Source organism: Streptomyces sp. NPDC015125 (genome assembly GCF_043080045.1).
Taxonomy (GTDB): Bacteria; Actinomycetota; Actinomycetes; order Streptomycetales; family Streptomycetaceae; genus Streptomyces.
In genome coordinates this window covers 702626-718229 of sequence record NZ_JBIBVF010000002.1, presented here as the reverse complement: position 1 = coordinate 718229, position 15604 = coordinate 702626, and the positions used below count along the sequence as shown (strand labels likewise).

13 protein-coding genes are annotated in these 15604 nt (G+C 71.8%); 10 read left to right on the top strand and 3 right to left on the bottom strand.

What is annotated here, in order from left to right; all coding sequences use genetic code 11:
• Positions 1-78 precede the first annotated feature (78 nt).
• The 3 genes from ACF088_RS08660 (at position 79) to ACF088_RS08650 (ending at position 2544) form a co-directional block, all read left to right on the top strand.
• Positions 79-1140 carry an HpcH/HpaI aldolase/citrate lyase family protein gene (locus ACF088_RS08660; protein ID WP_392374667.1) on the top strand — a complete coding sequence of 354 codons (1062 nt, stop codon included), beginning with the start codon at positions 79-81 and terminating at the stop codon, positions 1138-1140.
• Between the two features lie 5 nt (positions 1141-1145).
• Entirely contained in the window at positions 1146-2021 is an 876-nt protein-coding gene (locus ACF088_RS08655) for an HpcH/HpaI aldolase/citrate lyase family protein (protein ID WP_392374666.1), read from the top strand.
• 154 nt (positions 2022-2175) lie between these two features.
• Positions 2176-2544 (top strand): hypothetical protein, encoded by a 369-nt coding sequence (locus ACF088_RS08650; protein WP_392374665.1) that lies wholly within the window; start codon positions 2176-2178, stop codon positions 2542-2544.
• Between the two features lie 142 nt (positions 2545-2686).
• Here the strand turns inward: ACF088_RS08650 and ACF088_RS08645 are convergent, their stop codons facing one another.
• Together ACF088_RS08645 and ACF088_RS08640 are read right to left on the bottom strand one after the other, a co-directional pair.
• The gene (locus tag ACF088_RS08645; protein WP_392374995.1) at positions 2687-3085 is read right to left on the bottom strand and encodes a hypothetical protein; all 399 of its coding nucleotides are present in this window, start codon (positions 3083-3085) and stop codon (positions 2687-2689) included.
• A gap of 232 nt (positions 3086-3317) precedes the next feature.
• Positions 3318-4601, bottom strand: coding sequence for a helix-turn-helix transcriptional regulator (locus ACF088_RS08640; protein WP_392374664.1), 1284 nt, complete (start codon positions 4599-4601; stop codon positions 3318-3320).
• A gap of 333 nt (positions 4602-4934) precedes the next feature.
• On the opposite strand from ACF088_RS08640, the gene ACF088_RS08635 reads away from it, so the two are divergent.
• From ACF088_RS08635 to ACF088_RS08620, 4 genes are read left to right on the top strand one after another with little or no spacing between them, the layout of a single operon-like run.
• Entirely contained in the window at positions 4935-6305 is a 1371-nt protein-coding gene (locus ACF088_RS08635; protein WP_392374663.1) for an acetyl-CoA carboxylase biotin carboxylase subunit family protein, read from the top strand.
• Positions 6302-8314, top strand: coding sequence for a PEP/pyruvate-binding domain-containing protein (locus ACF088_RS08630; protein WP_392374662.1), 2013 nt, complete (start codon positions 6302-6304; stop codon positions 8312-8314). Before ACF088_RS08635 ends, ACF088_RS08630 begins: the two co-directional genes overlap by 4 nt.
• The gene (locus tag ACF088_RS08625) at positions 8311-9636 is read left to right on the top strand and encodes an MFS transporter (RefSeq protein WP_392374661.1); all 1326 of its coding nucleotides are present in this window, start codon (positions 8311-8313) and stop codon (positions 9634-9636) included. Before ACF088_RS08630 ends, ACF088_RS08625 begins: the two co-directional genes overlap by 4 nt.
• A gap of 22 nt (positions 9637-9658) precedes the next feature.
• Positions 9659-10498, top strand: coding sequence for a class I SAM-dependent methyltransferase (locus tag ACF088_RS08620; protein ID WP_392374660.1), 840 nt, complete (start codon positions 9659-9661; stop codon positions 10496-10498).
• A 58-nt stretch (positions 10499-10556) separates the two neighbouring features.
• Here the strand turns inward: ACF088_RS08620 and ACF088_RS08615 are convergent, their stop codons facing one another.
• Positions 10557-11696: an agmatine deiminase family protein gene (locus ACF088_RS08615; RefSeq protein WP_392374659.1), complete on the bottom strand. Its 1140-nt coding sequence runs from the start codon at positions 11694-11696 to the stop codon at positions 10557-10559.
• A 92-nt stretch (positions 11697-11788) separates the two neighbouring features.
• On the opposite strand from ACF088_RS08615, the gene ACF088_RS08610 reads away from it, so the two are divergent.
• From ACF088_RS08610 to ACF088_RS08600, 3 genes are all read left to right on the top strand, one after another.
• Positions 11789-12364: a TetR/AcrR family transcriptional regulator gene (locus ACF088_RS08610; RefSeq protein WP_392374658.1), complete on the top strand. Its 576-nt coding sequence runs from the start codon at positions 11789-11791 to the stop codon at positions 12362-12364.
• Between the two features lie 408 nt (positions 12365-12772).
• A complete protein-coding gene (locus ACF088_RS08605) occupies positions 12773-14089 on the top strand; it encodes an MFS transporter (protein WP_392374657.1) in 1317 nt (438 codons plus the stop codon).
• A gap of 107 nt (positions 14090-14196) precedes the next feature.
• A complete protein-coding gene (locus ACF088_RS08600; protein WP_392374656.1) occupies positions 14197-15492 on the top strand; it encodes a non-ribosomal peptide synthetase in 1296 nt (431 codons plus the stop codon).
• Positions 15493-15604 lie beyond the last annotated feature (112 nt).

Genomic DNA, 15604 nt, shown 5'->3' with positions numbered 1-15604 from the left:
CGGGCCTAGAGTGAGGGCCGAATGGCGCCGCCGGGCACCCGGCGGCGGCCCGCCCTCCGAGCCGACCAGGGAGACTGCATGCGCTCTCCGAAGGACTTCTTCCGCCCGCTGGCCGTCGGGGCGCCGACCCCGGTACACGAGGTACCGTTCCGGCCGTCCCGGATGATCCATTTCTTCGATCCGGGCAACGAGAAAATGGCCGCGAAGGTGCCGTCCATCGCGCCCACCGTGGATGTGCTGCTCGGCAACCTGGAGGACGCGGTCGCCGCCGACCGCAAGGAAGCGGCCAGGTCCGGTCTGGTGAAGATCGCCAAGGCCACGGAGTTCGGCGACACGCAGCTGTGGACGCGCATCAACAGCCTGGACTCGCCGTGGGCGCTGGACGATCTGCTGACGCTGGTCACCGAGATCGGCGACAAGCTGGACGTGATCATGGTGCCCAAGGTCGAGGGCGCCGAGGACATCCACTACGTCGACCGGCTGCTGGCCCAGCTGGAGGCGAAGGCACAGATCCGGCGGCCGATCCTGGTACACGCCATCCTGGAGACCGCCACCGGCGTCGCCAACGTCGAGGAGATCGCCGGCGCCAGCCCCCGGATGCAGGGCATCTCGCTCGGCCCCGCCGACCTTGCCGCCAGCCGCCGGATGAAGACGACCCGGGTGGGCGGGGGTCACCCCGGATACCTGGTCCGGGAGGACCCGCACGGTGCGGACGGCGCCGCGCCGCGGGCCACCTTCCAGCAGGACCTGTGGCACTACACCCTCGCGCGGATGGTCGACGCCTGTGCGGCGCACGGCATCCTGCCGTACTACGGCCCGTTCGGCGACATCAAGGACACCACCGCCTGCGAGGACCAGTTCCGCAACGCCTTCCTGCTCGGCTGCGTCGGTGCATGGAGCCTGCACCCGGTGCAGATCGGCATCGCCAAGAAGGTCTTCTCGCCCGCTCCCGCCGATGTCGCCTGGGCCCGTCGGGTCATCGAGGCGATGGGGGACGGCACCGGCGCGGTGATGATCGACGGCAAGATGCAGGACGACGCCACCTACAAGCAGTGCCAGGTGGTCGCCGAACTCGCCGACGCCCTCGCCGCCCGCGACCCCGAGCTGCGCGACGCCTACGCCGCGGCCGAAAAGGAGTAAGTCCCGTGTCCGACGCGATCCTGCGCCCGCGCCGCTCCGTGCTCTACATGCCCGGTGCCAACGAACGCGCCCTGGAGAAGGCCAAGTCCCTCCCCGCCGACGCCCTCATCCTCGATCTGGAGGACGCCGTCGCCCCCGACGCCAAGGCCGACGCCCGGATGCGGGTCGCGGCCGCCGCGGCCTCCGGCGAGTACGGCTACCGCGAGGTGGCGATCCGGGTCAACGGGCCGGGCACCGCCTGGCATGCCGACGACCTCCGGGCCGCCGCCGAGGCCGGTCCGGATGCGGTGGTGGTGCCCAAGGTGGACTCCGCCGAGACCGTGCGGGAGGTCGAGCGTGCACTGGAGGCCGCCGGCGCTCCGGACCACACCGCCCTGTGGGCCATGGTCGAGACGCCGCGCGCGATGCTGGACGCCCGTGCGGTGGCCGCGGCCGGCGAGCGGCTCACGGTGCTGGTGATGGGCACCAATGACCTGGCCAAGGAGCTGCACGCCGAGCACGTCCCCGGCCGGGCCCCGCTGCTGACCGGGCTGTCGCTGGCGCTGCTGGCGGCGCGCGAGAGCGGCAAGGTGATCCTGGACGGTGTCTACAACGACGTGAAGAACCCCGAGGGGTTCGAGGCGGAGTGCGTTCAGGGGCGGCAGTTCGGCTTCGACGGGAAGACGCTCATCCATCCGTCGCAGGTCGAACCGTGCAACCGGGTGTTCGCCCCGTCGCCGGAACAGATCGCCCGCTCCCGCAAGATCATCGATGCGTTCGACGAGGCCACCCGCGAGGGACGCGGGGTCGTCACCGTCGACGGCCGGCTGATCGAGAACCTGCATGTCGAGGACGCCCGCCGGATCCTCGCCTTCGCCGAGGCGCTCGACGGGCGCGCGTAGGAGCGTGCTGTCGAGGGCCGTCCTGGTGAATCCCCATAATCGGACAGGGTGAATATGTGGGGCAGGCCGTTGCTCCTGCTTGGTCGTTGCGGGCATCCGGGATAGCAACAACCCGGGGGCCGACAATGAGGTGCAGGAGCACACTGTGAAGAACATGGCACGCGTCAACTTTGTGATGGCAGGAGCTTGCGGCCTGCTCCTGGCCGCAGGCGGAGCCGCGCCCACCCTGGCGTGGGCCGAATCGTCCGGTGGCGACGGGGTCTCCAACAGCGACACCATTGCCCGCTTCGACGCCCGGACCCACTGCGGGCACCGGACCAGGTTCTGTGTCAACGGCCCGGTGCTCAGCGGAAACCCCAGGCAGTCGCAGAACGTCCATGTTTCCGGCTCCAACAGCAACAGCGGCAGCCCGAAGACCTCCCAGGGAAACACCAACGACGACAGCGGCGGCACCACCGGCGCCGCGAAGAAGTCCAGCAACAACCAGCAGGCCATCGGCTCCTACGGCACCCAGAAGCTGTGACGGCACACTGATCCTCGCCGGTTCCCGGGCTTCCGGGCCGACGGGGATACCGGAAGCGGAAACGACGATCGCCCGGCGGATGTCCGCCGGGCGATCGTGTGGCACCCCGGGTCGTGCCGGGTCCGTCAGTGCCTTGTCCGGATCAGTGGACCAGGAGTCCGAGGATCCGCTGCACGTTGTTGGAGCTCCCCGTGGAAGCACCCGTGACGGAGTTGGCGCCGTTGGTGGTGCCGTTGGTGTTGGAGAGATTGCCGCTGTTGTTCGGGTTTCCGTGGTTGATGAAGTTGCCGCTGTTGAGGCTGTTTCCGCTGTGCACCGGCCCGTTGATGCAGGCATGAGGCGACCTGATCACCGGCGACTTGTGGTGGACCTGGCCGAGGCGGTTGTTGCAGACCACCCCTTCGACCATGCCGGTCACGGTGCCGACATCGGCGTCCGCCACTGCCGAGAGCAGGGAGTCCGGGATGCTCACCGCCTGGGCAGCTCCGGCGCCGCCGAACAGCACCAGCCCGCACGCGCCGACCACACTTCCCGCCCGCATCATTCTTCTCACGTCGCTCCTCGCCGCTTCGTCCTTCTGCTGCCAGACGTATCGTGCTGCCGCTGCCGTCCCGCACCGTCGTTCAACCCGCGGGGAGTGAAACGCCCGTCGGCCACAATCAGCCGGGTGGCCCAACAATTGGCTGCCGGCCGCCCCGGGGAGGGGGCTCTCGGACTCGGCCTGCCGTGCGGTGCCCGCTCCGCGGAGCGGTGGCGCGGCTCGCCCCGCCCCTTCAGCAGGTGCTGTGCGGATGGCAGGCCGTGGCCGAGCGGGGCGGCCAGGTCTGGGGGTCGAGGATGCCCAGGACATAGGCGCGGGCGACGAGGGCGGGCCGGGTCGGGGCGTCCAGGAGGTCGCGCAGGCGGCTGAGGTGGTAGTCGACGGTCTGCCGGGAGAGATGCAGGGAGGTGGCGATCTCCGCGTTGCTGCGGCCGGCGGCCAGCAGGGACAGGATGCGGACCTGACTTGCCGTCAGTTGCGGATGCGCTTCATGCGCGAGTCCCTGGTGGGTGACGACCGCCCAGACGCTCGTGGCACGGTCCGCACTCCGGCCGACCGTGGTGAGATGCAGCCGGGCGCGGCGCTGCCGGCCACGGGCGTCCTGGAACACGGCGGAGGTCTGGATGCGCCGGCTGCGGCGGGCTATCAGATCGTGCCAACTGCGCCGCAGTGCCCCTAACTCCGGGGCGGGCACCAGCACGGTGTGTGCACGGCGGCCGACGAGGTCCGACAGCCGGGTCTGCAGCAACTCGGCGGCCGCGGCGCTCGCCTGCTGGATCCGCCCGCCCGCGGAGATCAGGGCACAGGCCAGTCCGCTGTGATCGCGCAGCGCGTGCAGGTTCTCCTCGGCCTCCCGGCGCTGACGCAGGGCGCGGGTGTAGTCGCTGATGTCGACATAGATGCCCGCGACACAGGTCTGGCCCCCTTCCCTGACCGGGAAGCGGTGGCCGGCCGCCTGCCCGCTGGTGCCGTCGGAGCGGTGGTAGGTGAGGGTGTGCCGCACGGGTTTGCCGCGGGCGAGTACCTCCCGGTCCAGGGCGAGGACCTGCGGGGAGTCGGCGGGGCCGTCGACGTCCGCGACGGATGCGCCGATGATGTGCTCCGGGGTGGTCCCGTACAGATGGGCATAGGCGTGGTTGGCCCAGAGGTAGCGGCCGTCCGCGTCCCGAATGAAGGCCGCGGCGGGGGCGAGGTCCGCGAAGGCGTCGTAGCGGCGGACGCCGGGGGCCCGCGTGGCGACCTCCACCGCCAGGCCACGGGAGCGGCCCTGCCGGGGTATGCCGAGGGGCCAGTTCACATCGAAGACACGACCGTCGAACTGGGCTTGCCAATGGCTGGTTTCGGGTGCCGCGGCGGGCTCGGGGAGCGCTCTTCGCACGGTGTCGAGAAACCGCTGGGCCGTCATCGTGTCGTCGAAGGCACCACCACCGCTGTCGATCACGCGCAGCTCACGATCGGCCTCCCACCAGGACACCGGAAGGTGTTCGAGCAGCGACTTCAAACTGGTCTCGTCCACGACGGGCCCCTTTGTGGTGAAGAGTTCAATGGTTTTGGACGGCGCGCCATGGCCATAGGTATCCCCCAGCGCTGCACGACATGCCCGGTTCTCGGCCGATCTGCTGCGTCTGCGGACCTCCACGCCGCCGCGGACGCCATACGGCATCACGGAACCTTCACTGGTGATCGACGGTATCCACAACTCTGGCATTTGCCTGAGCGGTTGCGGGCCGATGCGGGGAACCGTGTGCCGCACGGCTGCTTCGCTTGAAGCATGGCGTCCGGATGTGAGAGTCCGGCGTCCTCGGCCGTTTCGAAGGCCCATACCCGTATGAAGAGGAGTCGGATTCCAGTGAGCAAGGTGCTGTTCGTGTATGCCAAGGGCGGTCCGCCCCTGGGGTACGCCCTGTCACGGGTCGCCGCACGGTCGGCAGTGCACCTGCTGGCGCTCAGCGCGCTCCCGCCCACCGTGGCCGCGTCCGCAGACCGGCTGTGCGCTTCGGTGCTGAGCCCTTCCGAAGCCGAACGGCAAGACCTGGTGTCTTTGATCGTCTCCCGGGCCCAGGCGGTCGGCGCGGACGCGGTCGTCACCTTCTCCGAGTACGCGGTCGTCGCGGTCGCGGAGGCCTGCGAGAAGCTCGGCCTCGCCGGGGCGGGCGGCTCCTGCGCCCTCGCCCGCGACAAGCGGATGATGCGGCGCACCTGGCAGGACCAGGGCATATCCCAGCCCCGGTTCCGTCCCGTCGCCACCGAGCAGGATCTGCACGACGCGGCCGCCACGCTCCGTTTCCCCCTGCTGCTCAAGGCCGCCTGGAGCGCCGGCTCCACCGCCCACCGGATCATCCGCCGCGCCGACGAGGTACCGGCGGCCTGGGAGCGGGCCCGGGAGGTGATGGCGGAATCCGCGCAACTGGGTTATGCCGAGCTCCATGTGGCCGGTGCCGGGGCGGACTTCCTCGTGGAGGAGATCGTGCAGGGCACCGCGTCGGAGTGGTTCGACCAGGAGGGCTGGGGCGACTACGTCAGCGTCGAAGGCGTCGTCGTGGACGGCGACTTCCGCCCGGTGTGCCTCAGCGGGCGGATGCCGACGGTGGAGCCGTTCACCGAGCGGGCCGGGATCACCCCCGCCGCGCTGCCGCACGACGCCCAGCGGCGCATCGTGGCCCTCGCACGCGATGCCGTCGACGCGCTGGGGCTGCGCAACTGCGGTACGCACACCGAGATCAAGCTCGGTGCCGACGGGCGGATGTGGGTGATCGAGACCGCCGCCCGGTTCGGCGGGGCGATGACCGTCCCGCAGATCGAGGAGGTCTTCGGCCTGGACCTGATCGGCATGCTCACCGACCACCTGCTGGGGCGCCCGGTCTCCTGGCCCGCCGAGGCCCGCACCCCGCAGGAGGCGGACGGCGCGGCCGGATCCCTGGTCGTCCTGGCCGTCGACGGCGAGGGGGACGCCTGGCCGGACCGGCGCATCTGGGACTTCCCCACCGTGCGCGAGGCGGTGCCCGTCAGCGCGGGCAGCCGGCTGTCCGTGGTGGACGAGAACTCGCTCCCGGACGGGACCCCGGTGCCGGTGTACGACCCGGCCGCGGGCGCCAACACCATGGCGGCGCTGTGCCTGCTGTCCGCCGCCGACCCGGAGACCGTGATCCGCGACTTCTGGACCCTGGTGGACGCCCTTCCCAAGGTCCTCCCCCACGGCACCACGGAGGCGCAGTCATGACCACCACCCTCCTGCCCTCCGGCGCGCCGGGCCCGGTCACCGACCGCACCGTCGTCGGCGAGAACCTCTCCCTGCCGCTCTTCCGCACCCTCTCCGGCGTCCTGGCCGGCCACCCCTACCTCAAGGTCGTGGTGGACCGCATCGAGAACACCTGGCACCTGCTCGACACCGCGGCCCACCCGTTCCACGTCAACTACATCGCCACCCGCGTGCTCGGCATGGAGCTCGCCGATCTGGACTCCTGCCTGGACGCGTTCAACGCCTCGGTCTACATGGATCCCGAGCGGCGCTTCCTGCTGGGTGTGCTCTCGCTGCACACCGACGAGGACACCGAGGGCCGGGACCGGCCCTTCCTCGTCCTGGAGACGACCGAGGCCGACACCATGAACGGCGGGCTGCTGGAGGAGTTCTACACCTTCGTCCGGCACCGGGTCGACGGCCGGCTGCCGCTGCTGCTGAAGCCGGCGAACCACGGCCAGGAGCACGAGCTCGCCGCGATCAGCGATGTCCATGTGCCCCGGATCCTGGGCCATGAGCTCTTCGGCAACCGCACCCGTACCCCGCTCAACCCCGGCGAGGCCGTCGGGCGGCTGCGCTACTTCCGGACGCCGGAGGAGTACGCGGCCGCGGCCGACGGGCTCGGCTGGTCCGACATCGTGGCCATGGCGTCGCTGCCGGACGATGTGCCGCGGGTGGCGGGCTTCCTCAACACGGCGCCCGGTACACCGCTTTCGCACACCAATGTCCTCGCCTCCGGCTGGGGCATCCCCAACGCGATCGTCCGCGACCTGGACCGCCTCGTCGAGGCGGACGGCCTGGACGGCGCATGGATCCGCTACCGGGTGCAGGACGACGAGATCACCCTCGTCCCGCTGGGCCATGCCCCGGCCCTGGAGGCCCCGGCCTGGCACCAGCAGCGGATCCGTATGGAGCCGCCCCTGCTGGAGGACGTGCCCGCGCTGTTCCTGCACCGGCTGCGCCGCGCCGACCAGTACCGGTACGGCACCAAGGCGGCCAACCTGGGGGAGCTCCATCACGTCCTCGACAGCCGCTCCGCCGACCTCACCACCGTCTACGGGCAGCCGAGGCCGCCCCGCGCCGACCTCTACGGCCACCTCGCGGCCCGCCTGGGCGCCCCGGACGCGACGGCCGCCGAACTGCGCGACCTGGCCGCCGACTTCGTGGCCGGTACCGTCGCCGCGCCCGACGGCATCGCCCTTCCCTTCGCCCTGCAGCACCGCTTCCTGACGTCCTCGCCGGCCGTTCAGCAGGGCCTGGGCAAGCTCAAGATGGCCCTCGAACTCGACGCCCTCGACGTCCTGGACGCGCTCTGCCTGCATCTGCAGCAGCTCATCCGCAACACCCCCATGCCCGACGAGGTGACCCGGCAGATCACCCAGTCGCTGCCGGACGGTCCGGACGGCGGGGGCCGTCTCGTGGTGCGCTCTTCCTCCAATGCCGAGGACCTCCCCGGGTTCTCCGCGGCCGGGGTCTACGAATCGGTCAGCACCGTCCACGGCGCCGACGAACTCCTCGACGCGGTACGCCAGGTGTGGGCCTCCCTGCTGTCGCCGCGCAGCGTCCGGCTGCGCCATCAGGCGGGTATCTCCCTGGACGACACCTACATGGGCGTGATCATCCAGCGGTATGTGCCGGCGGAGCTCGGCGGGGTCCTGGTGACCTGCAACCCGACCCGGCGCACGGACTTCCGCAATGTCTACGTCAACTGCTCGCCCGGCTCGCCCGAGACTGTCGTCGACGGAACGACGCTGCCGCTGCAGTACCTGTACAACACGGTCGAGGGCGGCGGCCGCACCGTCGCACTCGGCTCGTCCGGCAAGGACCTGCCCGTCGTCACCCGCGACAAGCTGGCCCGGCTGGCCCTGACCGGGCGGCTGCTCCAGTCGCACTTCAGCGACGGCGATGTGGACCATCCGCTCGACATCGAGTGGCTGATGACCGATCAGGGGGACTTCCGCCTGGTCCAGATCCGCCCCTACGCGCTGTGATCCGCCCGTTCGCCGGCCTGCGGACGGCCCGTGGCCCCCGGGCCGCCGGGGTGTCCCTGACGCCCCGGGCCCGCCGGATCATCAGGCTCAACAACGGCTTCCAGCTGCTGTTCAACCTGTTGTGGTGGATGCCGGTCTTCTACGCCTACCAGCGGGAGGCGGGGCTCTCCGACGGGCAGATCTTCGGCATCCAGAGCATCTACTACATCGCGTTCTGTCTCTTCGAGATCCCGACCGGGATCGTGGCCGACCGGATCGGTGCCCGCAACTGCCTGCGAGCCGGTGCCGTCGTGATGACCGCGGCGAACCTGGCCCCGGTCCTCGCCCCCAGCTACACCGGATTCCTGGTGCACTTCCTGGCCATCGCCGCGGGCCGCTCGCTGACCTCCGGCGCCGCCAGCGCCTATCTCTACGACGGCCTGGCGGCCGAGGGCGCGGGAGAGCACTATCTGAAGGCCGAGGGGCAGGCACGGGCGCTGGGGCTGGCCGCGAAGGTGCTGTGCTGGCCGCTGGTCGGCCCGTTGATGGCCCTCGCGCACCCCACACCGTATGTGCTGAGCGCCGTGAGCGCGGCGGGCTCGCTCGTCTGCGCCGTGGTACTGCCGCGGCAGGCCGCGCCCGCCGGCCGGGGCCGGGCCGGGGAGACCTCGCGTGGTGGCCTCGCGTTTTTGCGCGAGGCCACCACGGCGCTGCGCTGTGTGTGGGCCACGCCCTGGCTCGCCCTGCTGATGGTGCAGGGCGTGGCGGTCTTCACCCTCTCGCGGATCTGCCAGGTGAACCTCTTCCAGCCGGTGCTGCTGGATCACGGCATCCCGGAGGGATCGCACGGCGGGGTGCTGGCCGCCATGACCGTCGCGGAGGCGGTGGCCTCGGCCCGTCCGCAGTGGCTCGGCTCGCGGCTGCCACCGGTGGCGTGGGTCTCGCTGCTCAGCCTCGCGATGGCGGCCGCGCTGGCGGGCAGCACTCTCGGCGGGCCCTGGACCGTGGTCGCCCTGCTGTGCGTGTTCGCCGCGGTCACCGGATTCGCCTATCCGCTCCAGCGCAAGCTGGTGAACGACGCGATTCCGGCGGGTGCGCCACGTGCCACCCTGCTGTCCGTCGAGAGCATCGTGGACCGGGCCGTGTGCGCACTGGCGGCCGTGGCCGCGGGCGCCTATCTCTCCGTGGGCCGGCTGGACGCCCTGCTGTGGCACAGCGCGGTGGCTACCGGGGTGGTGATGCTGGTCCTGCAGCTGGTGCTGCGGCGTGCCCCGGGACGGCCGCGGAAGCAGCCGCCTGCGGAGCCGGTTCCGGAGCTGGTCACCACAGCAGGAAACCCCTGAGCCGCACCGTCATACTGGGGACGTGCGGGGTACGGATACCGGGCGCTACGGCGAAGGTATGTTCCGCCCGGAGGAGACCGGCGAGGCCGGTCGTATCGATCTGGGAGCGCTCGCCTACGACGAGGTGAGCGCCGCCCGGCTGACGGCGTTGGGAGCCGGTCCCGGCTGGAACTGCCTGGACGTGGGCGCGGGAACCGGCACCCTCGCGCGGTGGCTGCTGGAGTCGGCCGGTGTCACGACGGTCCTCGCGGTGGACCGTGACACCCGGTTCCTGGCCGCCGACGGGACACCGGGCCTGACGACGCTGAACGCCGACATCACCGCCCCGGACTTCGATCCCGGCCGGTTCCGGCTGGTGCATGCGCGGTTCGTCCTGATGCATCTGCGCTCGTGGCGCCGCATCATCGCCAAGCTGGTTTCGCTGGTCGCGCCCGACGGTGTGCTGGTGCTCAGCGACGCCGTGGACCTGACGAGCGCCACCGCGCCGGGCACCCCGTACACCACGGTCACGCGGGCGATGTGGCAGGCACTCCGGGAGACCATCGGCACGGATATCTCCTGGGTGCCGGATTACCCGCAGCTCCTGCACGAGGAGGGGCTGTATCACGTGGCCGCCGAGATCCACGTTCCCCCGTTGGTGCCGGACAGCGCGATCAGCCGCTTCTGGGCCGATACGTGGGGCCGGACGCGGGGCGCCATGCTGGCGACGGGGCGGGTGGACGAGGCGCAGATCGAGCGGGCGGTGCACGAGCTGTCCTCGCCCCGGTGCGCCGCTCTCTCCCCCGGGATGCTCACCGCTTGGGGATGGAAGACCGCGGAGGCCGCCTGCGACCGGCGCAGCCGACCGGGCGCGGAGCCCTGACCGCTGCCGCGCCCGGCCCCGGGAAACGGTTGCGCACCGCCGTCCCGGGTGGTGACGTTCAGCGGGCCTTGGGGAGTTGCTGGGTGGAGCAGTGGATACCGCCGCCGCCCTCGCCGAGGTGGTCGACGGGCACTGGCACCACCTCCCGCCCCGGGTACAGGTCCCTCAGGGTGGCTGCGGCCTTGCCGTCGGCCTTCCGGTCGCCGAAACGGGGCATGATGACCGCCCCGTTGGCCACGTAGTAGTTCGCATAGCAGGCCAGGAACCCCTCACCCCGTCGCCCGATATCGGCCGGCTCGAACAGCTCGACGACTTCGAGCCGCTTCCCCCGGGCGTCGACGGCGTGCTCCAGGACCGTGCGGGCCTGTTCGTAGGCGCCGGTGAAGTCGTTCCGGGGGGCGTGGGGCGGCGGGGTGCTCAGGACCACGACGCCGGGTTCGGAGAAGCGTGCCAGCGCATCGATGTGATAGTCCGTGATGTCCTTGCCCTTGACGCCCTTCACCCAGATCACCGTGGTGGCACCGAACAGGCCCTTGAGCGCCCGCTCGATGTCCTGGCGGGACTTGCCGGGGTTGCGGTTGCTGTTGACCAGCGAGCTCTCGGCCACCAGCAGGGTCCCGTGCCCGTCGCCCTCCACGGCCCCGCCCTCAGCGGTGATCGGTGCCTTGATCCTGGTGATGCGCTCGTCGTCCAGGATCGCGCGGGCGACCCGGCTGTCGCGGCCGTGGGCCTGCTTGTTGCCCCAGCCGTTGAAGTTGAGGTCGACGCCGGCGATGCCGTCGGGCCCGAGGACGAAGACCGGCCCGCTGTCCCGCATCCACAGGTCGTCCACCGGGACCGGGACGACCTCCACGCCGGACCCGCACGCCCGCCGGGCCGCCTGCGCCTCCCGCTCGTTGGCCAGGAGGTATACCGGCTCGAACTCGGCGATCGTCCGGGCGATACGGGCGATGTCCTCGCGTACGCCGGTGACGTCCGGCCCCCAGATCCGGCGGGTGGGCCACGCCATGTAGGTCCCTTCGTGCGGATGAGCCTCGTCGGGCAGCCGCCATCCGCCGGCCGACTTCGCGCCTGCGGGGACGGCCCGCTCACCGCGCGGCGCCGGCCGGCCGCCGTCCTCGGTACCGCAGGCGCCCAAGGCCCCGCCCATGGCGGCGACGACCGCCGCTTGCAGTGTCTGACGTCGGGATATGTCCATGCTCAGCTCCCTGACTGAAATTTTGGTCAGGACGATGGTAGGGCATGATCGGAGTCGAGCCACCTTGATTCCTCGGACCGCGGGAGCATGCGATGCCGGACAGGCCCACCCAGATCCTCGAAGCCGCCGCCCGGCTGATCGCCCGGCGCGGCGTCCGCGGGCTGCGCGTCGAGGAGGTGTCCGCGGAGGCCGGCGTCTCGACCGCGCTGATCTATTACCACTTCAAGGACCGCACCGGACTGCTGCGCCGCACGCTGGAGTTCATCAACCAGCGTGCGGTCCGCTACACCGACGCCGCCCTCGACCTCTCCGACGATCCCCGTACGCAGCTCACCGAGATCCTGCTGCGGGAACTGCAGGACGACCCCCACGTCAGGGAGAACAGCGCGGCGTGGGGCGAGCTGCGCGCCACCGCCGTCTTCGACCCGGACCTGCGGGAGCTGCTGGCCACCGCGACCCGCGAGTGGAACGACGACCTCGCCGATCTGATACTCCGGGCCCAGGCTGCCGATCCGGCGCTCGCCGGGACCGACCCGCACGCGGCGGCCGAGCGGCTCACCGCCCTGGTCGAGGGCGTGAGCGAGCGCTGGCTGAGCGGTACCACCTCGCTCCGGCGGGCGCACGAGCTGATCCGTGGCGCCGTCGAGGCGGAACTCCGGCCGGGCTAGGGCCGGCCGGGTGGGCTCCGGCCCGGCGAGGGGGATTCCGGCCGGGCCGGGGGCGACTCCGTTCGGCCTGCCCGGCCCCGCGGCCCCCACGGCCTGCGGGGCCGGGCTCTTCTTCATGGTGTGGCGCCATAGCGGAGGAAAGAAGCGCTTCGGTCAATAAGAGGACATCGACGGCTGTTTTCGGTCGGATTCCGGTACGTGACGCTCTGTATACGACCGCCCGGTCACACTGCGCAGCCGCCGCGGAATCCCCTTCTCGCGCGCAGGGGCGCCATGTGGCAGTCATGCGGTGATTGCCGGGATCTGGCGAAGAATTTTCTGTTCTGGTGAGTAAATGGTGAAGAAAGGCGACCGAAAGTGTGCATCGGGTTTTGACCCCCGATCGGTCGTTCGGCGATCGTCCACCACATGCCCGTCATACCCCGACCCGCGGCCAGCGGCCCGCTGCGCCTGCGCGACTTCCGTCTTCTGCTCGCCGGTGCCGCGGCCGGACAGCTCGGCGCCCAGGTCACCCTGGTCGCCCTGCCGCTTGTCGCGGTGCTCGAACTCGACGCCCCCGCCTTCCAGGTGGGATTGCTCACCGCCGCGGAGACCGCCGCGTTCTTGCTGGTCGGGCTGCCGGCCGGGGCCTGGGTCGACCGGATGCGCAAGCTGCCGCTGATGATCCGCGCCGATGTGGTGCGGGCTCTGACGATGGCAAGCATCCCGCTGGCCGCCGTCGCCGGTGTGCTGACGATGGCGCAGTTGTACGTCGTCGCCCTGGTCACCGGGGTGGCGACGGTCTTCTTCGACGTCGCCCACCAGAGCTTCCTGCCGCAGCTGCTGCCCAAGGACCAGCTGGTCTCGGGCAACGGGGCGCTGGAGACGATCCGTTCCTCGGCGCAGGTCGCGGGCCCCGGCATCGGTGGCGGTCTCGTCCAGTTGCTGGGGGCCGCTCTGGCCATCGTCACCGACGCGGCCGGTTATGCACTCTCCGCGCTGTTCCTGTGGCGCATCAAGCAGCCCGAGAGCCTGCCCGAACGCCGTCCGGACGCCTCGCTGCGCCGGGACATCGGCGAGGGGCTGCGCTTTGTGTGCGGGCACCGCCTGCTGCGCGTGATCGCCGTGACGACCGGTCTGGGCAACTTCTTCGCCGCGGTGCTGATGGCCACTCAGTCCGTCTTCCTGGTCCGGGTGCTGGGCCTGGCACCCGGAGTGGTCGGCCTGGTGCTGGCCGCCTCGGCCCTGGGCGGACTGGCCGGCGCGCTGTGCGCGGGCCGCCTGGCCGCCCGGCTCGGCCAGGCCCGGCTCATCTGGCTGTCCTCGCTGGTCACCGGCCCGTTCGCGGTGCTGTGGCCGCTCTCCGGGCGCGGCGCCGGGGCAGCGCTGTTCGCCCTCGGCTCCGGTGTGGTCTTCTTCGGCGCCGTGGTCTACAACGTCGCACAGGTGAGCTTCCGCCAGACCCTGTGCCCGCCCCGGCTGCTCGGCCGGATGAACGCCACACTGCGGTTCCTGATGTGGGGCACGCTGCCGCTCGGTGCCCTGGCCGGCGGTGCGCTGGCCGATGCTTTCGGGGCCCGGATGGCGCTGGTGTGGTGTGCGGCCGGATTCCTGGCCGTACCGCTGCCGCTGCTGCTCTCCCCGCTGCGGCGGATGCGTGACCTGCCTGCCACGGGGCCTGCCGAGGACCCGGATGCCGCCCCGTCCGGTTCGGCCGGCCCGGCCGAACCCGCCTCCCTCGGCTGACGGCCGGCCCCCGCGCCCGGCCTCACCCCTCCTGCCTGCCCCCGCGCACGGCCTTCCCACCCGCATCGCCCCGGGCGATGCAGCTCAGCCATGTCAGAGAGGATCACGTGCTCAGCATCACGAGCCAGTACCTGGCCCGCTACCGGCGGCTCGACGCCGGCGACGGGGCCCCGGTCCTGCTGCCCGTCACGGGCGCCCAGCGTCGCTTTGCACTGGTGCGTGCCATGGACCCCGCCGGGCGGCCGGATCTCGTGCCGATGTTCTTCGCCTTTCCGCGCGGCACGCTGGATCCCGTACGCCTCGCGGCGGCCGCGAACCGGCTCGCCGCACTGCACCCCGTGCTGCGCGCCCGGCTCACCGTGCTGCGCGGCACCCCCGCGCTCCGCCCGGAAGAGCCGCAGGTACCCGTGACCCGCCTGGCCTGCGCGTCCGGTGAGGATGCGGCCACCGTGCTGCGTCGCGCCCTGGGCAGCTGGGCCCCGCAGGGTTCGCCGCTGCGGCTGTTCCTGGTGCAGGACGGCCCGCAGGGGGCGGAAGAGGTGCTCGCCGTCGTCCTGGACCACGCCGCATGCGACGGCCAGTCGCTGGCCAGGATCGTCGAAGAACTCGGCGCGGCCTACGACGAAGGCGCCGGCGCCGAGCGGCCCTCCGCCGTCGAGATCGCGGCCGAGCTGGCCGCCTACCGGGACGCCGTGCTGCTCCAGCTCGACGCGGAGGAGCGCGCGGGCGCACCGGCGGCGATGGCGTACTGGGGCGAACGGCTCCGCGCGGTGCGCGAACAGGCCCCCGCGCCACGGCCCCGGCCCCTCTCCCCCGGGACGGCGCCGAGCGGTGCGGCCGCGCTGCGGATGCCCGCGCCGCCGGCCGGGGTGCCCTTCCCCGAGCTGCTCAACGCCTGCCGGGCGGCCGCAGCGACGCTGTTCGGGGCAGGCCGGGTGGTGCCGCTCGGCTACCCGTGGGGCGGCCGGCCGCCCGGTGCCGCTCCGGTGCTCGGCTGCTTCCTCAACACCGTGGTCTTCCCGACCGCCACCGGGGACGCCCCCGAGGCCTCCGCTACGGCCGAAGCCTGGTGGGACGACCTGGACCATGCCGCCACCCCGTTCGACGCCGTGGTGCACGCCGCCCGCGCGGCCGGCTCCGGCTGGACCGGCCGGCTCGACGGCATGCTGACCGTCGACGACGCCCGGCGGCACCCCCCGCTGCGGTTGGGCGGGGTGACGGGCCGTGAGATCCATATCGACGGCAGGGCCGTGCGCGGCCCCTTCGCGGTCTCCGTCACCCAGGGCCCCGAGCTGCAGCTACGCATGGTGTGGGACCGCGCGATCCTCCCCGACGACACCGCCGAGAGCGCCTTCACCGCGCTCGCCGGCGCACTGCGAACCCCGGCACCGACGGCCGGCTGACCCTTCCCGGGGCCCCGCCCCGCCTTCGCTTACCGACACCGCCAGACCCGGCCGCGCGATCCGCGGCCGGTCTGCACCCCCAGGCCGGGCCCGACCACGCCCCGGCCGGAGA